General features: G+C 45.0%; 23 protein-coding genes. 18 read left to right on the forward strand and 5 right to left on the reverse strand.

Annotation, left to right across the window (positions count from 1 at the left end; all coding sequences use genetic code 11):
• Window positions 1–8: 8 nt before the first annotated feature.
• The 11 genes from ssb (at window position 9) to IV64_RS03310 (ending at window position 12,078) form a co-directional block, all read left to right on the forward strand.
• Entirely contained in the window at window positions 9–629 is a 621-nt protein-coding gene (gene ssb / locus IV64_RS03265) for a single-stranded DNA-binding protein (protein ID WP_057705744.1), read from the forward strand.
• A 35-nt stretch (window positions 630–664) separates the two neighbouring features.
• Complete coding sequence (rpsR, locus tag IV64_RS03270; protein ID WP_057705745.1) at window positions 665–901, forward strand: 30S ribosomal protein S18; 237 nt, start codon at window positions 665–667, stop codon at window positions 899–901.
• Between the two features lie 215 nt (window positions 902–1,116).
• On the forward strand, window positions 1,117–3,129 hold the full coding sequence (locus IV64_RS03275) for a DHH family phosphoesterase (protein ID WP_057705746.1): 2,013 nt from the start codon (window positions 1,117–1,119) through the stop codon (window positions 3,127–3,129).
• An 11-nt stretch (window positions 3,130–3,140) separates the two neighbouring features.
• Window positions 3,141–3,593, forward strand: coding sequence for a 50S ribosomal protein L9 (rplI, locus tag IV64_RS03280; protein ID WP_057705747.1), 453 nt, complete (start codon window positions 3,141–3,143; stop codon window positions 3,591–3,593).
• A gap of 15 nt (window positions 3,594–3,608) precedes the next feature.
• Window positions 3,609–5,042: a replicative DNA helicase gene (gene dnaB / locus IV64_RS03285; protein ID WP_057705748.1), complete on the forward strand. Its 1,434-nt coding sequence runs from the start codon at window positions 3,609–3,611 to the stop codon at window positions 5,040–5,042.
• Between the two features lie 92 nt (window positions 5,043–5,134).
• A complete protein-coding gene (locus IV64_RS14295; RefSeq protein ID WP_157061007.1) occupies window positions 5,135–5,326 on the forward strand; it encodes a hypothetical protein in 192 nt (63 codons plus the stop codon).
• A 367-nt stretch (window positions 5,327–5,693) separates the two neighbouring features.
• Window positions 5,694–6,920, forward strand: coding sequence for an MDR family MFS transporter (locus IV64_RS03290; RefSeq protein WP_057705778.1), 1,227 nt, complete (start codon window positions 5,694–5,696; stop codon window positions 6,918–6,920).
• Between the two features lie 29 nt (window positions 6,921–6,949).
• On the forward strand, window positions 6,950–7,738 hold the full coding sequence (gene proB / locus IV64_RS03295) for a glutamate 5-kinase (protein ID WP_057705779.1): 789 nt from the start codon (window positions 6,950–6,952) through the stop codon (window positions 7,736–7,738).
• Window positions 7,739–7,761: 23 nt separating this feature from the next.
• Window positions 7,762–9,012, forward strand: a complete 1,251-nt coding sequence (locus IV64_RS03300; protein WP_057705749.1) for a glutamate-5-semialdehyde dehydrogenase — start codon at window positions 7,762–7,764, stop codon at window positions 9,010–9,012.
• A gap of 325 nt (window positions 9,013–9,337) precedes the next feature.
• Window positions 9,338–10,960: a peptide ABC transporter substrate-binding protein gene (locus IV64_RS03305; RefSeq protein ID WP_057705750.1), complete on the forward strand. Its 1,623-nt coding sequence runs from the start codon at window positions 9,338–9,340 to the stop codon at window positions 10,958–10,960.
• Between the two features lie 350 nt (window positions 10,961–11,310).
• Complete coding sequence (locus IV64_RS03310; RefSeq protein WP_057705751.1) at window positions 11,311–12,078, forward strand: Cof-type HAD-IIB family hydrolase; 768 nt, start codon at window positions 11,311–11,313, stop codon at window positions 12,076–12,078.
• A 171-nt stretch (window positions 12,079–12,249) separates the two neighbouring features.
• On the opposite strand, the gene pgmB is transcribed toward IV64_RS03310, so the two are convergent.
• The 5 genes from pgmB to IV64_RS03335 form a co-directional block, all read right to left on the reverse strand.
• Complete coding sequence (gene pgmB / locus IV64_RS03315) at window positions 12,250–12,921, reverse strand: beta-phosphoglucomutase (protein ID WP_057705752.1); 672 nt, start codon at window positions 12,919–12,921, stop codon at window positions 12,250–12,252.
• Window positions 12,922–12,935: 14 nt separating this feature from the next.
• On the reverse strand, window positions 12,936–15,659 hold the full coding sequence (locus IV64_RS03320) for a glycoside hydrolase family 65 protein (RefSeq protein WP_057705753.1): 2,724 nt from the start codon (window positions 15,657–15,659) through the stop codon (window positions 12,936–12,938).
• A gap of 235 nt (window positions 15,660–15,894) precedes the next feature.
• Window positions 15,895–16,389 carry a pyridoxamine 5'-phosphate oxidase family protein gene (locus tag IV64_RS03325; RefSeq protein WP_237757307.1) on the reverse strand — a complete coding sequence of 165 codons (495 nt, stop codon included), beginning with the start codon at window positions 16,387–16,389 and terminating at the stop codon, window positions 15,895–15,897.
• 396 nt (window positions 16,390–16,785) lie between these two features.
• Window positions 16,786–17,940 carry a site-specific integrase gene (locus IV64_RS03330; RefSeq protein ID WP_057705755.1) on the reverse strand — a complete coding sequence of 385 codons (1,155 nt, stop codon included), beginning with the start codon at window positions 17,938–17,940 and terminating at the stop codon, window positions 16,786–16,788.
• Between the two features lie 61 nt (window positions 17,941–18,001).
• Window positions 18,002–18,706: a helix-turn-helix domain-containing protein gene (locus IV64_RS03335; protein ID WP_057705756.1), complete on the reverse strand. Its 705-nt coding sequence runs from the start codon at window positions 18,704–18,706 to the stop codon at window positions 18,002–18,004.
• Between the two features lie 137 nt (window positions 18,707–18,843).
• Here IV64_RS03335 and IV64_RS03340 point away from each other — a divergent pair, with 137 nt between their 5' ends.
• The 7 genes from IV64_RS03340 to IV64_RS03370 all read left to right on the forward strand — a co-directional run bounded on the left by IV64_RS03340 (window position 18,844) and on the right by IV64_RS03370 (window position 23,356).
• Window positions 18,844–19,023, forward strand: a complete 180-nt coding sequence (locus IV64_RS03340; RefSeq protein WP_041153480.1) for a helix-turn-helix domain-containing protein — start codon at window positions 18,844–18,846, stop codon at window positions 19,021–19,023.
• Between the two features lie 281 nt (window positions 19,024–19,304).
• Window positions 19,305–19,523, forward strand: coding sequence for a hypothetical protein (locus tag IV64_RS03345; protein ID WP_057705757.1), 219 nt, complete (start codon window positions 19,305–19,307; stop codon window positions 19,521–19,523).
• Window positions 19,520–20,353, forward strand: coding sequence for a bifunctional DNA primase/polymerase (locus tag IV64_RS03350; RefSeq protein ID WP_057705758.1), 834 nt, complete (start codon window positions 19,520–19,522; stop codon window positions 20,351–20,353). The genes IV64_RS03345 and IV64_RS03350 overlap by 4 nt, the downstream gene beginning before the upstream one ends.
• Window positions 20,313–21,929 carry a DNA primase family protein gene (locus IV64_RS03355; protein WP_057705759.1) on the forward strand — a complete coding sequence of 539 codons (1,617 nt, stop codon included), beginning with the start codon at window positions 20,313–20,315 and terminating at the stop codon, window positions 21,927–21,929. The genes IV64_RS03350 and IV64_RS03355 overlap by 41 nt, the downstream gene beginning before the upstream one ends.
• Before the next feature lie 299 nt (window positions 21,930–22,228).
• Entirely contained in the window at window positions 22,229–22,639 is a 411-nt protein-coding gene (locus IV64_RS03360) for a hypothetical protein (RefSeq protein ID WP_057705760.1), read from the forward strand.
• Window positions 22,636–22,974 carry a phage head closure protein gene (locus IV64_RS03365; RefSeq protein WP_057705761.1) on the forward strand — a complete coding sequence of 113 codons (339 nt, stop codon included), beginning with the start codon at window positions 22,636–22,638 and terminating at the stop codon, window positions 22,972–22,974. Before IV64_RS03360 ends, IV64_RS03365 begins: the two co-directional genes overlap by 4 nt.
• Entirely contained in the window at window positions 22,967–23,356 is a 390-nt protein-coding gene (locus IV64_RS03370) for an HNH endonuclease (RefSeq protein ID WP_057705762.1), read from the forward strand. Before IV64_RS03365 ends, IV64_RS03370 begins: the two co-directional genes overlap by 8 nt.
• Window positions 23,357–23,513 lie beyond the last annotated feature (157 nt).

Consider the following 23,513-nt stretch of genomic DNA (forward strand, 5'->3'; position numbering starts at 1 on the left):
CCTTCTGCATGATTAACCGTACAGTTCTTGTTGGCCGACTAACAAGAGATCCGGAATTACGTTATACGAACGGTGGTGCCGCTGTTGCGACATTTACCCTTGCCGTAAACCGTAGTTTCACGAACCAAAATGGTGAACGTGAAGCTGATTTCATTAGTTGCGTCATTTGGCGTAAAGCTGCTGAAAATTTTGCTAACTTTACTCATAAAGGTTCACTTGTTGGGATCGATGGCCGGATTCAAACCCGGAACTACGAAAACCAACAGGGACAACGAGTTTACGTCACAGAAGTCGTCGTTGATAACTTCTCATTATTAGAATCACGCGCAGAGTCTGAAAGACATCAAGCTGCAAATGGTGGTAGTGGTAACAACAATTACAACAATGGTGGTAATTCGAGTTACAACAACAATAATAATAGTGGGTACAGTAATCAAGGCCAAAACGCTGCTCCTCAACAATCATCATCTAATAATAACAATAACAATCCTTTTGGTAGTGGAAATGGCAACAATGGGAATGCGACGAGCGCTGCGCCTTCAAGCAACGCTAATAACAATAACCAAGCCGATCCATTTGCCAACAATGGGGATCAAATTGATATCTCGGATGATGATCTACCATTCTAGTAGCTTAGCTACAGATATCGAGGAGGGAAATACCAATGGCACAACAAAGAAGAGGTGGCCGTCGTCGTCGTAAAGTCGACTTCATCGCCGCAAACCATATCGAATACATCGATTATAAGGATACTGACTTATTACGTCGTTTCGTTTCAGAACGTGGGAAGATTTTGCCACGTCGTGTAACGGGGACTAGTGCTAAGAACCAACGTTCTTTAACTATCGCCATCAAACGCGCACGGATCATGGGCTTATTACCATTCGTATCCGAAGAATAATTCAGTTTGTAAGAACCACAGCCTTAGGCGCTGTGGTTTTTTTGTGCCTCAAAAATGTTATTGATCGTGGCATAACGGCGCAAATGAGCTAACCCGATACGTCTCGCTGTGTTAGTTGTCCGGCGCCAATTTACTTTGACGAGTAAAGTCTGAAGCGCCGAGTGGATTGTGATAAAATATAGTTATTACTGAAGAATTATTGAGGGATTTTTAAAATGAAAAAATTTTTTTCGCGCGAAAAAATTCCATTTTTCTTGCAAAATCAACAGTTACGATTACTAGCGCTGGTCATTATGGGCCTATCGCTGATAACCCTAGTCACTGGCTTTTTAATGAACTGGATTTTTGGGACCATTATCTTGATCCTAATCATTATGGCGGGGGTCATGTCGTATAACACGTTGATTGAGCTGAGTTCGAGCGCTAACGAGTACATTTCGGACCTATCGTATCGAATCAAACGTGGGGAACAGGAAGCGCTAATTCAAATGCCAATCGGGGTCATGATTTTTAACGCCGATGAGACGATTGAGTGGGTCAATCCATACTTGCAGCGATATTTTGGTGACCAAGATGTCTTGGGCTATCGACTCGAAAATATTGATGCGGAACTAGCGGCAACCGTTAGTGCGCACCAAGAAGAACCCGCGACCATTCGCTGGAAAGATTACCAGTTCGATTTACGCGTCCAGCGGAGTACTAATACGGTTTACATGATGGATGTAACCAAGTACGCGGAGTTGGCTAATCAGTTTGAAGATGAAAAGTTGGTCATTGGCCAAATTTTCTTGGATAACTATGATGAAATCACCCAGTCAATGGCGGATACGGATATTTCTAACCTGAATAACTACGTCACGAACGAATTATCGAAGTGGACGCAGATGTTTGGGATGTATCTCAAGCGGCTAGACGACGACCATTTCTTCTTACTGGGGTATGCGAACAGTCTACGCCGGGTCGAGGAGAATAAGTTTCGGATTTTAGACCGCATTCGTGAGTCCACCTCTAAGCAAAACTTCCCGTTAACGTTAAGTATCGGGATTGCTTATGGTGAACGCAATATGAACAACTTAGCCGACTTGGCCCAGAGCAATATGGACCTCGCCCTTGGACGGGGTGGGGACCAAGTTGTCGTTAAGGCCGAAGACGAACCAGCGCGCTTCTACGGTGGGAAAACTAACCCAATGGAGAAGCGAACCCGGGTCCGGGCGCGGATGATCAGTCAGACGTTACAAGAGTTAATGAACCAATCGGATCAGATTTTTGTACAGGGGCATCATCAGCCCGACATGGATGCGGTTGGGGCGTGCTTAGGCATTCGCCGGATTGCCGAGATGAATGGCAAGCAGTGTTGGATCGTCTTGGATGAACAAAACGTGCATTCCGATATTCAACGGTTACTCGACCAACTTAAATCGGATGAAAAGATCGAAGCTTCGATTATTTCACCCGCAGAAGCCTTAGAAAAAGCGACTGATCAAAGTTTATTGATCATGGCCGACCATTCCAAGCCAAGCATTTCAATGTCACAGGCGCTGTATGAACGGCTTGAAAACCGCGTGATGATTATTGATCATCACCGCCGGGGCGAAGAATTTCCAGAAAACCCAGTTTTGGTTTATATTGAACCGTATGCATCTTCCACTTGTGAGTTGATTACGGAAATGTTTGAATATCAGTCACACGACGCTGAACCAATCAATAAGATTGAAGCAACGGCTATGTTGACTGGGATCGTTATCGATACGAAGTCGTTCTCATTGCGATCCGGTTCACGGACGTTTGACGCGGCCAGTTACTTACGGTCAGCCGGTGCGGATTCCTTGCTAGTTCAACAATTCATGAAGGAAAACGTTGATAGTTACCTCCAGCGTAATCACTTAATTGAATCGGTTGAATTTGTTAATCAGGATATGGCACTGTGTGTTGGGGAAGATGACCAGGTCTATGATCCGGTCACGGCGGCGCAAGCGGCTGATTCCTTACTGTCAATGTCCGGTGTGGACGCCTCCTTCGTGATTACGCGTCGTGAGGATGGTCGCATTGGGATTTCAGCCCGCTCGTTGGGTGAGATCAACGTGCAAGTTTATATGGAAAAATTGGGTGGCGGTGGTCACTTATCGAACGCCGCAACGCAAATTGAAGGTCAGTCCGTTGATGAAGTTAAACAGTCATTAATTGATTTATTGACCGCAACGGATGAATCAACACCAGAATCTAATTAGGAGTGAGCAAAATGCAAGTTATTTTCTTAAACGATGTTCGTGGTAAAGGTAAACGGGGCCAAATTAAAAACGTGCCCGATGGTTACGCACAAAACTTCTTAATTAAAAAGGGTTTAGCTAAGGAAGCTACTAAGTCGGCGATTGCTACTTTAAAGGCGGAACAAAAGAACGAAGCGGCTAAGGCTGAAGAAGAATTAGCCGAAGCTAAAACGACTAAAACGGCCCTCGAAGCTGACGCAACGGTCGTAGAACTCAAAGCTAAGGCCGGAACGGATGGCCGATTATTCGGTTCCATTCCTAGCAAGCAAATTGCAACGGCGCTGGCTGATCAATATAACGTTAAGTTAGACAAACGTAAGATTGAATTACCAGATCCAATTCGGGTCCTTGGTTATACCAACGTCCCAGTGAAATTACATCCAGAAGTTACGGCAAAAATTCGCGTTCACGTTATCGAAAAGTAAAAAAGGGGACCATAAATGAACAACGATGTGCTAGATCAAACCCCACCACAAAATATTGAAGCTGAAAAAGCGGTTCTTGGGGCGATCTTCCTAAACAGTGACGCGCTTGTTGAATCAATGGAGTTCGTCGAAGCGCAGGACTTTTACCGGCGCGCACATCAAATCATCTTTGCCAGCATGGTGACGTTGAATGATCGTGACGAGGCCATTGATGCGGTGACGGTCAGCGATTTACTGACGGCCCAAAATCAATTGGATGACGTTGGTGGGATGAGCTACATTGCGGAACTAGCCGGATCCGTTCCGACGGCGGCCAATGCCGGTTATTACGCGAAAATCGTTGCGCAAAAGGCAACGGTTCGGCGACTAATCAAGACGGCCACTGAGATTACCCAGAAGGCCTACACGGAAAATGACGACGTGACAACGCTGTTAGATGACGCTGAACGAGACATCATGAATGTTTCTGAACAACGGAATCAGAGCGGGTTTAAGTCGATCAACGACGTGTTGAATTCCACGATTGAAGAAATTGACCGGTTATACCAAAACGATGATGATATTACCGGGTTACCAACGGGTTTCACCGAATTGGACAAGATGACCGCGGGGCTTCAGCCGGATAACTTGATTATCTTGGCAGCCCGGCCAGCCGTTGGGAAAACGGCCTTTGCGTTGAATATTGCGCAAAACGTTGCGACGAAGACGGATACGACGGTTGCTATTTTTAGTTTGGAAATGGGGGCCGAGTCGTTAGTTAACCGGATGCTTTGTGCGGAAGGTAGTATTGACGCCGGTCATTTACGGACGGGGCAACTGAATGAAGAAGAGTGGGAACACTTGGTGGTGGCCATGGGTAGTTTATCCAAGGCCAGCATTTTCATTGACGATACGCCTGGAATCAAGATGTCCGAAATTCGCGCGAAGAGTCGGCGGTTAGCGAAGGAACAAGGTAACTTGGGCCTAATCGTGGTCGATTACCTGCAACTGATCGAAGGTGGCAACACCGAAAGTCGGCAACAGGAAGTTTCTGAAATTTCGCGGCAAATGAAAAAGTTAGCTAAGGAATTAGGGGTTCCGGTCATCGCGCTGTCTCAATTATCACGTGGTGTGGAACAACGTCAGGATAAGCGACCAGTCCTATCCGACATTCGTGAATCCGGATCAATTGAACAAGATGCCGACATCGTAGCCTTCCTATACCGGGAAGATTATTACCGGTCTGAAGACGACGATGACGGTGGCAACAACTTCAGTAATGGTGGCGGAGGCGGCGATTTCAACGGCGGCGATCCGCGCGATGATGATGCCTCTGAAGACGTCGGTGAAGTTGAAGTTATTATTGAAAAGAACCGTGCCGGGGCGCGGGGGACCGTTAAACTATTGTTCGTCAAACCGTTTAATAAGTTCTCGTCCGTTTCCTACGCACAGGACCCGCAACAGGGGTAAAACTAACAATCACAAATGGTGCTTGAGACTTGGTCTTGAGCACCATTTTTTTAGATTGAATTGTGGTCTAAAGAGGTTGAAGGCGATTCCGGTTGTCACTGATGACATGCGGTCGTGGGACCGGGGCTAGCCGGGGGAGCGGTCTAGCCCCTCGCCTGGAACACTTGCAAAAGACGCAATTGTCCCAGACTGTCCAGTGGTGTAAGGACGGAAAAGCACCGCCCAACACCACCATCACGACCGATGCCATCCGTGGCAACCTCCGAGCGTCCGATGAAAGCTAGATTTATCATAGGCAAACCCAGCTATGTTATAGTTGCTGACAAATTTAACCGGTTTATTTTAAAATAATCTTAGCGTAGTCGGCAGAACCAGCGAGCCGTGTCGGCACTGTTAGCTGGCGGCTTTTTGCCAGGTTACAGTGCGGGGCGACTTGGAAGACTCGTCCTTTGAGGCTTTCAAGCGAGGCGGAAGACCGTTCTTCCTGCAGCCGACCCCATGGCCCACTGATTTTGCCAGCGAAGCGCCGAAAAAGGCTGGATTCCTAACGATAAGCAGTGCCATGGCAATTACCAGTTGCGGCGCGCCCCTGTTATTTTTGGCGAACTTTGCTATGATGAAAAGTAGATTGAATGAATGGGTGGTGGTGCTATGGCACGAAGACAAACAATTGCAACGCCCTGGCTAATTGCCGGGCAGTTTATGAATAACATTGGAATGAGCTTTATTTGGCCACTAACGACCATCTATATGCATAACGTGTTGGGCAAGTCGCTCACGGAAACGGGGGTCGTCTTGCTGCTCAATTCCGTGGCAAACGTTCTGGCCAGTACGATTGGTGGTCGAATCTTTGACCGGGGTAATCCGTATTACCTCCTATTAATGGGCATCGTCCTCAACGGAACGGCCAACTTTATGCTGATCTTTTTACATAGCTGGCCATGGTACCCCATCTTGTTAGTGGTGACTGGCTTTGCCGCTGGATGGTTGAACACCATGTTTAACGCCTTAGCAGCGAGTGTGCCACGTGATAAAGTCCGGCGAACCTTCACCCTCATGTACTTGGCAGCCAATTTAGGGGTCGTTTTTGGAACAATGTTCGTGGGAATTGTTTACAGCATGGGCATGCAACTACTATTCTCCATGACGACGGGCTTATTCGTCGTGTTCCTACTGATTGCGCTGTTTGAATATAACGTTGATTCAGAAAATGTGACTGGGGTTGACCCGCGTCAGGGGGATGGAATTCAGCTTCCAAAAGCGAACTTCCGGATGGTTTGGACATTCTTTATTAGTTTATTTATTATTTGGCTACTGTATGAACAATGGGTCAGCAACCTGTCCGTCTACATGACTAACTTAGGGATGCCATTGCGCAACTACAGTTTCCTATGGACAATCAACGCGGGACTGCTCGTTTTGATTCAAAGTATTTTAAGTTTATTAGGGGACCGCATTAAAAATTTATACTATCAATTTTTCTTTGGCATGTTGTTTGTGGGGCTTTCCTTCTTATCGTTGGTCAGTGCCCACGACTACGCCCACTTTGTATTTGCCATGGTCCTGCTGACGATTGGGGAGGCGACCTGGTCACCAGCAATGCCGACCCTTGTCAGCCAGTTAACACCAATTGCGGCGAAGGGCCGTTACCAAGGACTTGTTCAAGCGTTTAGTGCGTTAGGACGGTCACTCGGCCCATTGTTTGGTGGGGTCATTATTGATAACTGGTCGTATAAAGCTTTGTTTTTATTAGCTTTTGTGGTTTTATTAGTAGTGTTAGCAGTTAATATGGGCGTGGTGCACGTCAATCGACGTGGCGCCACCGATTATATGAAAATCGATATTCAATCAGATAATGTTTCACGTGAAACAAAATAATTAAGAGGTTGGTGGCAACAGTGAAAGTCATGCGAAAATTACGTGCAAAACGGGTCGTAATCAAGGTCGGAACTAGTACCTTGGTTTATCCGGACGGTTCGATCAATTTACGCGCAATTGACCAGTTAGCGTTTGTAATCAGTGCCATGCGTCACCGGGGGCGCGAGGTCGTTTTGGTTTCTTCAGGGGCCATTGGGGTCGGGCTGAACTATATGGGCCTAAAGCAGCGGCCAAAAGCGATTCCAGAACAACAAGCAATTGCAGCGATTGGTCAGACTGAATTAGTGTCGATTTATAAAGAACGCTTTGCCATCTATGAACAAAAAATTGGGCAAGTGCTCTTAACCCGTGACATTTTCGTCTACCCCAAGAGTCATAAAAACGTTCTGAATACTTTTGAAGCACTGATGCAGCAAAACGTGATTCCAATCGTTAATGAAAATGATACGGTTGCGGTCGACGAGTTGGATCATGAAACTAAGTTTGGGGATAACGACCAGTTGTCAGCCATTGTGGCGACGAATATTGGCGCGGACTTACTGATTATGTTGTCCGATATTGATGGCTTTTACAACGGGAACCCGAATGCGGATGCGAAGGCCCAACTGTTGTCGCACGTTGAACAGGTCGACCAACAGACTTACGAATTAGCCGGCGGCAGCGGCAGTCGGTTTGGTACGGGTGGCATGGTCACCAAATTAAAAGCGGCGGAACGGATGATCAAAGCCGATGGCCAAATGATTTTGGCTAACGGCGAAGACCCGGCCATTATTTTTCAGATTATCGCCGGGGAACCGGTCGGAACGCTGTTTGGATAATTTACTTTTAGGAGGAATCAACTATGGAAATGGCAACTGCTGATTTAAATCAGCTTGGTCAACAAGCCCAACAAGCGAGTTATTCACTTGGCTTATTATCGGCGACTAAAAAGAACGATGTGTTACTCGCAATGGCGCAAGCCTTAACGGACCAGCAAGATGCAATTTTAGCGGCGAACGCGCGGGACTTAGAAAATCCGCAAGTGTTGGCGAAGTTTATTGACCGTTTAAAGCTGACTACTAGTCGAATTGAAGACATGGCGACGGGCTTAAAGCAGGTGGCGGCATTGCCAGATCCAATTGGCAACGTTGACCGAGCTTGGCGTAACGAAGCGGGCCTGACCATTGCCAAGGAACGGGTTCCGCTTGGAGTTATTGGGATGATCTTTGAAGCGCGGCCTAACGTGACGGTCGATGCTTCGGCCCTCTGCTTTAAAACGGGGAATGCCGTTATTTTACGCGGGGGGAAGGAAGCACTGCATTCCAACCAAGCCCTAGTCAAAGTCTTACGGGGTGCGCTCAAAGCGCAGGGCGTGGACGAAAACGCCGTGCAACTGATTCAGGATACGTCGCACGAAACGGCGGGAAAATTTATGCAGTTGACGGATTACATCGATGTTCTGATTCCACGTGGGAGTGCGCGGCTTATCCAAACCGTTTTAAGCAAGGCGACCGTTCCCGTGATTGAAACGGGGGCTGGGAACTGCCACGTTTACGTTGATAAGGACGCTCAATTAAAAATGGCGACTGATATTATCGTTAACGGGAAGGTTCAGCGGCCATCAGTTTGCAACGCGACTGAAAAAGTCCTCATTCATAAGGATGTTGCGGAAGCTTATTTACCAACGATTATTAAGGCTTTACGTGATAACGGGGTCGAGGTGCGTGGCGATGAAGCAACCCGGGCCATCGTAAAAGACGTCATTCCTGCGACGGAAGCCGATTGGGGAACGGAATATAATGATTTGATTATTGCGATTAAAGTGGTTGATTCAGAAGCTGCGGCGATTGCACATATTAATCACTACAATACCCAACATTCTGAAGCCATTGTGACGGATAATTATCAAGCCGGGAAAGTCTTCCAACAACGAATCAACGCGGCGTGTGTTTACATTAATGCGTCGACCCGGTTTACAGATGGTTTTGAATTCGGCTTTGGCGCGGAGATTGGGATTTCTACACAGAAACTCCATGCGCGCGGCCCAATGGGGTTAGTTGAATTAACATCGTATAAGTATGTGATTGACGGCAACGGTCAAGTCCGCCAGTAAAGCTTATCTTTAGGCGATTATGGTTGGTTATAACTTTTAAAAAAAGGGGTTTGAGAATGAGTTCTCGAACGCCTTTTTTTAGTGTAATGATTTGTAATTGACAATGACTAGCTGCTGTTTTAATCTTACATTAATTAAAAAATCATCATTTTTTAATATTTATAAAATGCTGGTTAAAGATCAGGGAGGCGTTGAGCAGTGAAAAATCAACGAAAACAACGGTGCGTTAACTTCCGTACCATCACGGACAATGGGGGCCTTCCAAACATGGGTTGTCAGTCATGACGGCTGGCGGATACTTTGATTTTTAACTAGGGGTGGCAAAATGAAATTAAATAAATGGTTGTTTTCAACGGGAATTGCGACGTTGGCGCTTGTCTTGGCCAGTTGTGGAACACAATCTAGTTCTAAGAAGCAGGATAAGACCTTATCAGTGACGGCTACGCAAGCCATGGCGACGGCGGACCCCGATAAGGCGGACGACGTTGTCAGTCAAGAGGCCATCGCACAATTCATGGAGGGGCTGTATACCACGAATACACGTGGCAAAGTTGTGCCGGCGATTGCGACGAAGGTTGTGAAGCCAACGAATGGCGGTAAGACCTACACGTTTAATCTGCGACATAACGCGAAATGGTCTAACGGTGCTCCAGTTACGGCGGCGGATTTCGTTTATTCGTTCCAACGGCAAGTTGACCCGAAAACGAAGTCGCAAGAAGTGGGGCACGTAGCGGAGATTCAAAACGCTACGGCCATCACCAAGGGGAAAAAGGCGGTCAGCACGTTAGGTGTTAAAGCGTTGGGCAAGTATAAGCTACAAATTAAGTTAATCCAAAAGGTGCCCTACTTTAACTACCGGTTAGCCACGGAACTGTACCCGTTAAATCAGAAGTTTACGGAAAAGTATGGGAATAAATACGGCACATCGGCCAAAACGACCTTGGCAAACGGGCCCTACGTTTTGAAGGGGTGGAATGGGACCAACGATACTTGGTCGTATAGTCGCAATGCGAAGTACTATGACAAAAAAGCCGTTCGTATTAAGACGGTCAAAGTTCAGACGGTGAAAACCAATACGACGGCGCAGAACATGTTTGAAAGTAACGCCGTGCAAGTGACCCAGATTACGGGGACGCAGGTCGCTGACGCGAAGCAGGGGGCCTTAAAAAAGCAATTAAAGATCACGAAGATGAATCAGCTGTACTTCATGCTCTGGAATCAAAAACGGGCTGAATTGAAGAATACGGCGTTACGGCAAGCGGTTAGCTATGCAATGAATCGACAATCCTTGGCGAAAAACGTGTTGAAGGATGGTTCGGTCGCCGCAACTTCCTTAGTTCCAACGGGAAATACGAAGAACCCCACAACGGGCAAGGACTTCAATGCGGATACGGGTAACCTGTACCCTTATAGCCCAGCTAAGGCTAAGGAATACTGGCAAAAGGCTCAGGCCAGTCTAGGGACGAAGCACCTGACGTTACAGCTGTTAACAAATGATAATGATATTAATAAGTCGGTTGCAGAATATATTCAAGCGGCTATTGAAAAGAACCTGAAAGGCGTTACGGTGAACGTTAAGTCGGTGCCGTTGACGAATGAAATCTCAACGTTGAACAAAGGTAACTTTGATTTTGCGACGCTCGGGTGGTCCAGTGATTTCCAAGACCCGGTCGACTTTCTGAACAAGGCCTCAATCACCAATTCCGTTGACTTTGGGAAGTTTAACGACCCGCAGTATGAAGCGTTAATCAAGACCATTGCGGCGGGGACCCAGTCTAAAACTGACCGGTATCAAACGATGCAAGCAGCCGCTAAAATGATTGCGGAAAAGCAAGGCGTCACGCCGTTATATCAAACGTCGGCGGCGCATCTCATTAGCTCCAAAGTGGGTGGTGTGCACGTCACGCTTTTGCGGGATGTCCTGTACCGGTACGCTTATTGGAAATAACGAGTGGTTTTCATAACGTTGTTGTTTAAACGAGGATCAATGGGAGCTCGTTGGAAATTTTACAAAAAAATTACACGAAATTGATAGTGACGGCGGGACTGGCTTTGTATATTATAACTGTACTTCTTAATCAGCACCCCGCGATTATGTCATTAGGAAGTATCCCCGTCGATCCTTAAGAGACGTAGAAAAAGGTTGTGACTTTCCTTGATTGGTCATGGCCTTTTTTTGATGCGCCTGAACGTTGATGGTAAGGCGCTTTTCCCATTGTCGGTGTTGGTGGCGGTATAATAGTGAAGAGAGCCCCAACCAAATTTAGTTGGAGGGAGAATTAATTAGGAGGTCTTTCTTTGTATCAAGCAGTCGTATTTTTTGATTTGGATGGCACGCTGATGCGCGATGACAAGACGGTGGACCCAAGTAGTGTCGCTGCGGTTCAGCAGTTGAAGGCCAACCACGTTTTACCCGTGATTGCGACCGGTCGGAACGTTTTTGAAGTCGCTGATATCATGGCACAAACGGGCATTGATTCAATTGTCAGTGCGAACGGGAGTTACGTTGCGTATCAGGGACAATTTTTATCCGTCCATGAAATTGATAAGGATGTTTTAACGGATCTAACACACTTTGCAAATGCTAATCAAACTGCTTTGGCTTATTATAATAACGCCGGTTTTGCGTTGAGCCATCGGGATGCCCTAACCGTTAAAAATTATCGGGTCTTAGGACAGACCGCAACGGTTCAACCTGACTTTTATCGGCATAACGTGATCAACTTTTTATTGACGTTTGAAGCGATGGCCGGCACGCAATATTCACGGCGTTACCGCGGGCGATTGAGTTTCGTGCGCAATAATCCGCGTGCGCTCGATACCATGCCGTGGGGTGTTTCGAAAGCCGTCGGGATTCATGATATTTTAACGAAGGCGCATTTAACGAACGTACCGACTTATGGTTTTGGTGACGCCATGAATGATGTTGAGATGTTTCAGGCGGTGCAAAAGCCGATTGCCATGGGAAATGGCAATGCCACCGTTAAGCACATGGCAGCTTATGTGACCGCTGATAACATGCACGACGGGATTAAGCAGGGACTTGCGCACTATGATTTAATTTGATGATGTGATTTTTAAATATTCAAAACGGCACTCGAGTCGATGAACTGGCTAGTAGCGTTCATCAACTTGAGTGCCGTTTTGGCTTAATAGGGCCAGGAACGCCTTGTAATGATGACAAAAAAGCATGTTTCCAGTTTAATTTACTGAAAACATGCTTTTTATTTTGATTGTTTAGTTCAGCGCTGCTTTAATATTAGCTAAGCTTAACTGTGCTGTATCGGTAAAGTTAATGTCAGCGGCCGCTAAAATTTTCGGATCGCCGATACCGACGGAAGTTTCGCCGGCACCGTTGATGGATTGCACGCCGGCAGCGGCGTCTTCGATCCCAATACATGCGGCTGGGTCGAGAGATAAAATCTCAGCCCCGCGCCGGAAGATTTCAGGATCGGGCTTGCCGTGCTTTAAACTCGCGGGATCAACGGATTTAGGGAAGTAATCGCCCAAACCCAACTTCTTCAAAACGAGTGGTGAGTTTTTCGAAGCTGAAGCTAGTGAAAGCAGGTAGCCCTTAGCCTTTAAATCTTCCAGGAATGCTTTGATTCCGGGTAAGATGTCGGCAGGCGTCATCTGATTAACGAGCTTCAAATAGTTGTCGTTTTTTTCAGTGGCTAGTGCGACTTTTTCGTCCTCGGTAAAGTCGTTTTCCTTGTGGTCCTTAGCGAGGATCAGGTTTAAAGAATCCATCCGGCTAATTCCCTTCAAGGCATCGGCAAGTTCGTCATCCCACTTCACACCGACTTTATCGGCAACTTGGTGCCAAGCCTGACTGTGAAAGACAGACGTGTCGGTGATGACACCGTCTAAGTCAAAAACGAATCCTTTAATATCTGCAAATTTGGTCATTGTGATGCTTCCTCCTAGTGATTAACGTAGGCCACAGTTAGTGGTTTCTTCGATTTTAATTGATATTTTTTGCCAGCAATTTGAATCTCACAGGCTTGATCCGCAATCACACAGACTTTGGTATGGCTAATCTTAAAGGTATAGTGAACGCCCTGGAAGCAATGCTTGAACTTTAAGCCATGCCACTGGTCTGGCAATTCTGGCTCAACTTTCAAGTCGCTTCCGAATGGACTGACACCGCCAAAGTTACGAGTTGTTAGGTTCAAAGTGGCGCACATGACGCCAAGGTGAATCCCTTCGGCGGTCGTCCCACCCTGAATGTCGTAGTAGTCGGAAACAAGCGCCTCTGAGAAGAGTTGCCATGCGTCGTCGTAGTTTTCATCCAGTTGGTTTAAGACCGCGTATACGATTCGTGACAGTGTTGAACCGTGGGTCGTCCGCGCGAGGTAAAACTGAATATTATGGGTCAAATATTCCTTAGGAAGCTTGTAACCCATCTTTTTGATTAAATCTTGAACGGTTGTCACGTCGAAGTTGTAGAAGGCCATCAGTGCATCGGCTTGTTTGGCAACTTGGTAGGCGTCGGGTGTTTTATCCTCACCCTTTAAGATTCGGTCCATCCGCGAAATGTTACCGTACTTTTGACGGTATTTCCGGAAGTCCAAGGTCGGCAGGTTAAAGTACCCGTCAAACTGTGCGATAATACCGCTCTGGTTGATTTCAAGTGTTAGTTTATGTCCGATTGCGTCCATCTTGGTGGCCAGTTCCTGACTGAAGTCAGCTGCTTTAGCCGCCTTTTGATAGTCATCGTCATCCAAGATAGTCCGGAGTTTGCTAATGGTGTTAAATAGCCAAACGACCATGATATTGGTGTACGCGTTGTTGGTTAGACCGGTTTCAGCGCTGTTAGGGTAGTTTTCATGAAATTCATCAGGTCCCATGATGCCGCTAATGCTGTAACGATCCGTTTGGGGATCATAGGTCGCTTTACTGATCCAAAACGCCGCGACTGAAAGTAACATTTCCATGCCATAATGACGTAAAAACTTCTTATCGTGCGTAGTGTGATAGTAAAACCAAACGTTGTAAGCAATATCTAAAGAAACGTGTCGTTGAAGGCGGCTATTATCCGGGTCCCATTTTTCCGTGAGGGGATTCAAGTGGGTAAATTGCGCTTGCTCATCCCCCTTGTGGGCCGATTGCCACGGATACATCGCACCGCTAAAGCCCTCGGCCTGTGCATTCTTACGTGCCGCGGGAAGTCGCCGGTAACGGTATAACAATAGTTGTTTTGCTAATTCTGGGCGGTGCAAGGTGTAGAACGGTAAAATGAACATTTCATCCCAGAATACGTGGCCCCGGTAGGCTTCGCCATGTAAGCCCCGGGCGCCAACGGAAGCATCCAACTGTCCGCTTTCAACGGCGGCTGCGGATACGAAACTGTGGTAAATATTGACCCGCACCATTCGTTGACTCGTAATGTCGCCATGAATGCGGATATCCGCGTCCTGCCACGTCTGATCCCAGTAAGTGGTGCTGGCTTTGACCGTATTGTCAAAACTGGACTGGTTCAGCTCAGCACTGACCCGAGATAGTTGAGGATCATCCTGGGCGTTGCTGGTGGCAATGACAACATTCTTATCGAACGTATAGGTTTGACCAGCTTGAACGTGGAGCGAAACGCTCTGACGAACGCCCTGAGGCTCCTCACTGCTTTTGAAATCTTGTGGTGACGCAACGTCGGGACTCGTTAACTGCGCGCCGAGCGTGTAATTAACGTGCGATGAACGGGTCTCACCTGATAAGTACACGGTGTTAGCGTGTGACTCGATTCCAAGCGTGTGAAGGTGTTGCTGGTCAAAAACATTATACCGACTTACATTGCTGTTGACAACGCTTCCATCAATTTCAGAATAGATTTGTAATGAACCTGAGAAGTTGAGTGGCGTGACTTGGTAGCGAATACTGTAGCGGTGCCAGTCTTTCATGTTAGCGATTTTTTTAGAGACCACTTGAAGCTGGTGGCCAGAGGCGAGTTGAATGATCTTAGTGGTCGTAAGCAGCCCAGTCTTTAGGTTCAGGCTGCGGTAAACGTCTTGGAGCTCGTGTTGATTGAGTGTGAAAGGGGGTTGGTGGTCAACGCCAAAGGTCATGAACTGCGCGTTTGGTAAGTTGACGAGGTCTTCATTGGTAACATCGTGATCGTGAATTTTAGTTGTTTCGGTGTCAAAGACGCCTGCAACGTAGGTTCCGGGATAGTTATCTTTATCCGCGTGGCTCTCTAAGAAAGCGCCGCGAACCCCGAAATAGCCGTTGCCGACAGTCAGCATGGCTTCTTGGCCGTTGTTACGGACACCGTGGTACTGACCATAGTAATCCAGGTGCCACTGTAAGTAATGGACCTTTTGCTGAATCGCTTTATCAAGGCCAATCTTACGAACGGTAGTGGCGCTGACGACTGGAATGTTTAACAGGTTTGTTAACGCTAGGCCCACGTCGATCCGGTCGTAGTTGACGCCGACAATCGTGTCAGAAAACGGATAATCTAAGCCGTTATCCAGAATGGCGGCGTCAAAGTGCAATCCGGCGAGGCGAACTTTGATATTTTCCAAGTTTTCGCCAATCGACTGTTCGGGATTATAAGCAATCAGGTAATGGGCCGTTTCCGGTTGGTCGGCGTCTGAGTGATAGGTGATATCCATTGCGTCATTTTCAATGCGTAATCTAATTAATTGCATAAGTTTACACTCCTTAATTCGGTTACTAAAAAAGTAGCAGTATACATAAAAACTAAAATAAATATCCTAATATCAAGCCTAGACTCTTTTCAGAACCCCTGCAAACAATGTGGTGTCAACGCGCGAGTTAGCGGGAATAAACGGCAGTTACTTATAAAAGTGAATAAACAAAAACGACTGAGAAATAATTCTCAGTCGTTAGTGATTGCAGCGAATCAGCGCTGAACGGATAAAATTAATCCAGTGGCTGATCAAGTAATTCTAAATGATCCATCGTCATCATTTGACGTACTTTGACCGCACTCGTTTGAAATCGCAAAATGACCGGGTCCTTGTAATTGAGGCGCCGTTGAAAGGCGTTAAGTTCTAAGTGCCAATCTTGATCAAACGCGTCGATCCCCGCAAAAGTCAGGTGCCCCTTTAGCATCACCGAAGAATAGTCGCTAAGATTATAGCAAAATAGACTCGCGCGTTTACTAGCCCGAATGTTTTGCGCCGTCGTTGTTTGCCGACTAGTATAGAAGAACAATTCTTCGAGGCTGCGGTGCGTTGGCATCGGACTCAGTGCAACCATGGTCGGAAAGCCGTTGGCATCAATCGTTGCGAGGGTGAAGATGGGGGCCGCCTGGATCATATGTAATGCGATTTGACGTGTGGTGTGTTGCATGTTCATCATCCCCTTAACGTCAGTATGCCGGAACGTAACGGTAAAGTCATACGTTATGCTCATTAAACGTAAAGCCAGCGAGGGGACGGTTTGAATAAAAAGTGCATAAAAAAAATCAGCTTCCACGGTGGATAATCACGGCGTGAAAACTGATTAATGGTCATATGATGGGCAGTCAGGGGTTTGAACCCAACTGAAACATAAACGCTATTAAACCAGTGCTTATGCGGTGTTTCACGTGAGACTTTTTACCTTTGGCTTACCAATTGGCTTACTTTTACTATGAAGTGTTAAAATAACCCAGTTTCCTGCTAGAACTGAAAATGTTTTTTTTTAACGTGGTCCACGTGGTCCGGTGGTCCAAACGCTGATATATCAGCACTTCAAAGACCCCTTGACGTGGTCCATATGATGGTCCAACGTGGTCCACTTGGTAAAAAGTACCTGAATATGCCAAGTTTAAAAGCCTAAATAATTGGCTAACTTATTGGCCGCCTGTTGATTTTGGCCCTTAGTGACGTGTGTGTAAACATTTAGGGTTGTAGCAACGTCCTCATGGCCCAATCTGGTTTGTACTTCTTTAATGGTGGCACCAGCGGCAAACAAAGCGGAGGCGTGACTGTGTCGAAATCCATGTACGGTAATACTAGGGGTTATGTGGTAATCAGTGATGATCCGCTTTAACCACTTACCCGGAGTATTAAGCGATTTAAAACCGTTCTTAGTGTTAGCAAAAACTAACTGATCCGGCTGTAACGTATTAAAACCTAAAAACAAATAATACTCACGTTGCTGTTTATGCCAGCGTTGTAATATTTCTACCGTCGTATTGTCTAAGCTGACAGTGCGGCGGCCCTTTTTTGTCTTAGGGGCTTGAATAATCTGCTTGCCGCGTTTCCCTTGGGTAAGTGTTTTATTAACCCGCAAGGTCTTATGGACAAAGTCAATATCTTGCCATGTCAGGGCTAAACACTCGCCGCGTCGCACGCCTGCAAACGCTAGTACCCGGAAGAGGCAATACTTTTCGGGCTCTTTTTGTTGGTCAATGCACTTGAAGAACGTCTTTAGTTGATCGCGATCCCAGAAGTTATCGGGCTTATCACCCCAACTATCAGGCTTGACCGGCATTGTAATCATTCTAGCTGGATTATGTGTGATATAGCCGTGTTTTAAGCCGTATTCAAAGACTGATACCAGATAATTGTACCAACGCTTGTAATTGTACGTGACTTCTTTAAACCATAGATTAACAGCACGCTGGCACTGGTTGACGGTGATGGTTCGTAACCGCTTGTTACCAAACAACGGCAAGATGTGATTATCGAACATACCAGCAGTCCTTGCCCAAGTGCTTTCACGAACGGTATTAATATACTGGTCGTACCATTCATGATAGACGTCAACGAAGAGAATATTGTTATCAACTGGTAAAACCGGTTCTTGCTGTAACTCTACTTCAATTCTGGATAAAGCAATACGAGCAGCGCTTTTTGATTTAAAGCCCCGACGCCGGGTTGATTTTTTTTTACCAGTTTGAGGATCAACACCTAAATAAACTTGAAACTGATAACGGGTATTCCCGTCCTTGTCCTGATACTTCTTGATTGTTGCCATTTATAATTTCCTCCATAACGTACCGTGCGGGGGCAGTGTTATGTAAGAAAAAGAAGATAATTTAGAAAAAAGTTTCTTCTTGGTGTTCTTTATGAATACGTTCGAGGATTTGTGAGAGACTTTTCTTTAAATTTGATCCATCATCTAGGTTTTGCACAATTTCATTTAAATCGTGTTCGATTGTTCCCTTGAACCACAAACGGTAATCTTTCTTTTTGATACTATCATTTTCTTTTCTTAATTCTTCAAAGGGGTTATATTTCAAAGCTGAAATGTCGGTAGGGTTACCTTTAATTTTTTCGAGACGGTATTTATTTGTGATTGCTGTTTTGTCATGTTTTACAAAGTCTAGAATATAATCAATTTCTTCAAATTCATTCATATACAGTAAAGATCTAACATACTCGATAATCTTTGTTGTTTTATCAGCACTTTCTGAAGCAATTTCTGCTGATCTTGTGGCGCTTAATTCGGCATAATATTGCTGCCAATCATCATCATTTGCATTAATAAAGTATTCATAAGTGTAGTAGTCATTGACATTTTCCGGTATTCCATCAGTAATTAACCAGGAAGGCAGATTGAAAATATGAGCAACCTTTGGAATGAATGAGGCTGGTATGGTTCTGTCACCTCTTTCGTAATTACCAAGCGTATTTGTTGGAATATTTAATTTTTGTGCTAATTCTGATTGCTTTATTTTTTTGATTTTTCTTATTTTAGCAATTCGATTACCTATATCTTCATTTGAATTTTTGAGTGACATAAGAATACCTCCTTTAGTAAGAATAACTCGAAAATACTTCAAAATAAAGTTTTTTCATTCAAAAACTTGCAAAACGTTAAATTGGGGTTTATTATGTTTTTATACCACATAACGGAGTTTAAGGGAGGCGGAACAACATGCAAAAAGAATTGCCACGTTATATGACATATAAGCAAGCTATGGACTGCTTAAATATCAAGTCATACAACACGCTTTACAAATATATTAAGCAGGGTTTACGAGTAGTTGCAATCAACGGTACAAAACGTATTGACCAACTAGACGCTGATAAGTTCATGGAAGCACATAAAATTTAATTGTACCGTGTGGGGGCAGAATAAATTTTAGGAGGTGATTTCATGATAGCAACAACAATCTTATGGGCAATCAAGTTTATGATTGTGTCGTTTGTTGGCAACGTGGCGTTTAAGGTAATCAAGGACCCGCGTCGGTATTTTGGAGTGTGAGGTCAGTCATGGGAAAGCATACAAAAAAGACCTACTTTGCTTTGGACAGCAGTAGGTCGAATGGGGTTACTTCAAAAATATGCTTTCCCTTATTTTAACACGTTAACACGGTTATATGGAGGGAATTTGTAATGAAGAAAACTAAAGATTTAGATGAACTAGCGTTTGAGGCTGGATCACTCGTAACTTCAATAGATGCTTTAGATGATTTTGTCTATGACTACTTCGTTAATAAAAATATAGAGCATTCCGAAACATTGAGTGGACTAATCACTGTCATAAAGCAATATGCAGAAGATCACTATACAGATATTGATGAGCTTAATACGTTTGGCGGTGCTGAAAAATGAAAGAGTTCGCAACGCTCGATAAAGCCATTGAGCTGGCCAAAAAAGGCTATGCTGTTTACCCACTGATTGAAAACACGAAGAAGCCACCGAAAGGGGTGGCCGGCTATAAAGACGCAACTAGTGACCAAGGAACCATCTTCGCATGGTTCGAAAAGCACCCAATTTATAACTTAGGGTTGCGCCTAGATTTATCAGATTTATTAGTTGTTGATATTGATATGCACGAGCAAACTAAAAATGGTCGTAATAGCTTGGCACAACTATTTAAGCAAGGGTATACATTGCCAAGTGACACCTATATCGAAAAGACAGCTAACGGTGGCATACATTACTTCTTGAAATACGCAGGTGCTAAGTTTAGAAAAGTTGACGTTTGGCCCGGAATTGATCTGCTGAGTGACTTCACGGTGATCGCACCAAGTGAGATTAACGGCAAGCAATATCAACCCTTAGATGGCAGAACATTGGCTGATATTAAGCCGGCACCTAAATGGTTAGTCCATAAGTTGGCGGGCCAAAAAGTGAACTGGCCTTCAGATCGCGCTCATACCACACGCCAAAAGAGATATACCGGTCATTTGCTTGATGAAATGGTAACCGGGACAACCCAAGGTAATCGCAACGCTTGGTTAACTAAGATGATTGGAAGATTGTTTGCTACCGGTGCGGAGCCAGAAAATATTTACGCATTAGCTTGTTCAATTAATGAGCGATTTATTGAGCAGCCACTAGAAAAGAAAGAAGTTACCACGATTTATAACTCGATTTTGAAACGGGAGATGAAGCGATTTGAACGAAATTCCATCAGAAACTCAAAAATTGCTGGCTAACTACCATGATAAGAAGCGTTTATCCGTAGTTGTATCAAAAGACGGCAACGCCATCGACGAGGGATTAACTCCAATTGATGTGAACTTTATTGAAGCACCTAGTACTGCGATTTTAGCAGATTCGGAAGCGCTAAAAGAATTTAACCAACAGCTAGAACAGCAAGTGCCATCATGGTTGCACGTTTATTACAAAGCAGATAGTAAGAAAGACCCCAAGCCAATTCTAAAGGCTTTTGTGAGTGAAATTGCATTAGGCGATAAGCTGATTAAGCATGACCATCTAATTAGTTTTCCAATGCTAAAAGAGGGCGCTGTTTATCTTGAGATTACCGGCACTTGGCGAATGTTTAAAGATAAAGATGCCGTTAATTACATTGAAACCCGCCTGACGCATATTTTGAAGCCGTGGGGCGTTTATAACGATGGCAACATTGCTAGAGCGCGGCACTACACTCAACGCTTTATGTACCAAGCTAACCGGCTAGACAACCCATTTGACAATGCCGACCCGAATTTGGTCGCTTTCCGAAATGGTACGTTCAACATGGCAACCGGAAAACTGGAACCCAAAAAACCTGAAAATTATTTGCTAAACGGCCATAATTATGACCTAGACGTTAGTGGCAAGCCAACACCCCGAACAGACACATTACTGCATGACATGGTCGGCAATGCTGCCACTTTCTTGAAGGAGTATATCGGCTATGGTTTCTATCACAGTTACCGGCCATTTCAAAAAATGGTGTTTCTTAGTGGTAGTGGTGGCGAGGGCAAGTCAGCATTTCTAGTGGACTTACTGGCTCGAACGATTTACGGTGCTGATAATTATGCGGCCGTTCCGCCTGACGAATTAGCTGGCAATGACGCACGTTTTAAGCCAGCACAATTGTATGGTAAGGAAGCTAATATCGTTGCTGATATTCCCAAGGGCTATCTTAGCAACACGGCCGTTTTGAAGAAACTTAGCGGTGGAGATCCAATTGACGCGGAATTTAAGGGCATGCAAAACTTTACGTTTATCAACTACGCCAAGATGATTTTCAGTGCGAATGCTTTACCATCTTTCACTGATTCATCTAATGGTATGACTGAACGATTAGTTCTAATCAAGTTTATCAACGGCAACACCCGAACAGTCAATAAGGATTTTTGGAAAGAACATGATATGCAACTCGTTAAGGCTGAAAGAAGTGCATTCGTGTACCAGTGCATTAAAGCATTCATGGCGGCCATGCAACGGGGATCACTGACTGAAACAGACGATATGAAGCTTGCTCGTGACGAGTGGGTCGACCTGAACGACCATTTCGGCCAATTCATTGAAGAAGCTTGTGAGATTGATACCAGCAAGGACGAGGGCGATTCCAGCAAGGACGTAGTGGCTGAATATAAAGCTTTCTGCTTAGAAAACAATTACTCCGATAAGACTACCGCACAAACGATTGCTGAGAATTTAAAAACGTATGGGGTGCAAAAAGTTAGAAGCCAGCATGGAACACACGACCACAATTTTATTTGGCGATTTAGAGGATTAAAGCTAACAAAAAGCTATATCAACCCAGCATTTAAGAAGTAATATCCATAATATCCAAAAGTATATCCAATGTAGTATCCAGAAAATTTCTTAGAGCCACAAGGGACTATCCATAATATCCAACCTTAAACTCATACTAAAAAAATAAATTTAAAAAAATAATAGAATATATATTATTATGCGTGCGAGGGATACCCCATAAATGTTGGATATTATGGATACTATGGGTTAAAACGTTGATATATAGGCATTTTTAAGCTATAAAAGTTGGATATATGTTTGGATATTACTATCCATAATTTCGGGAACAGCCCACTAATTACACTAAGGAGATTACAACAATGAAAATCAAGTATCCACAATTGGTCGAAATGGCCTTTGAGATAATGAAAAACAAAGCTCCACTGAATATGGTCAACGCCAATGAAATCAAGTCTGCTATCTACCGTGAACTAGTCGATGAGGGTGCCCTTGATGAGAATGGTCAGCCGACACAACTGGCTTTCAGTAAAGGCTTGGTAGATGGTGGACGTCATCAAACACTTGCCGAGTATAAACAGGAATTTCCACAGCTTAAAGGCTTTTCTGCTAATCACTTTAAATACACAAGTGACGGCTGGGGATTTGACAATTACGTTATGCGATCATTGGCTAACAAGGTATTCAAGACAAGCCGCAACGAGTTTGAACGACAACGGGCACTAGATATATTACGGCAAGTAGATGAAGTAGAAAAGGAGAGCAAACAATGAAGCAATATAATCTAAGCCGCCTGGATAAGCGGGTACAGTTTGGCACCGTCAAGTCTGTTCAGAACTTAATAAATGGCACAACCAAGCAACAATTCGTACCGCTGTTTACTGTCTGGTACGGTGAATTCATGCTAACCGTTAACAACACCATTAGTCTTACAGGTACGACTGCAACGACTGATGAGCTAATTGCGGTGCGCCATGATGAACGTATTACCACAGCACTACTAGCGTTGATAGATGGTGTTGAATATAAAGTTGCTGGCGTCAGTTCTGATAGCGAGCTGAATGCTTATGACGTGGTCACACTGACCAAGGTTAATGGTCATGGCTAAACCAATGAAGATGTGTGAGCACCCGGGTTGTCGTACGCTGGTCGCATATGACACACGCTACTGCGAGAAGCACCGCAAAGCTACCAACAAGTGGCGGTATCATAAACGCATGTACGATTCTGACGAGAGTAAGTATCAACAGTTCTACAAGTCGTCAGCATGGCGTCGCCTATCGCGGCGATTCTTAGAACTTAACCCAGTCTGTATCAAGTGTTATGAAGATGGGGAGATTCGTAAGGCAGATGTAGTTGACCACGTTATCGAAATCAAAGACGACTGGTCAAGGCGACTTGATGAAAGCAACCTCCAAGGTCTTTGCCATAGACACCATAACCGGAAGACTAGACTGGCTAGAGAACAGCGGGAGCAACAAACTAAATAACCAATGAGTGTCGTGCTGAAAGGTACGGCGCTTTTTAGCTGAGCGGAGTTTTCCGCTAAGTGAATCAGACTGGCTAAGCTTAACTTAGGCAATAGATCTGCGCAAAACTGCGCTGAACTTTCAGCCGAGCTACTGAGTCGAAATTTTCGACCGAGTT

The sequence above is a fragment of the Lactiplantibacillus xiangfangensis genome (genome assembly GCF_001438845.1).
Lineage (GTDB): Bacteria > Bacillota > Bacilli > Lactobacillales > Lactobacillaceae > Lactiplantibacillus > Lactiplantibacillus xiangfangensis.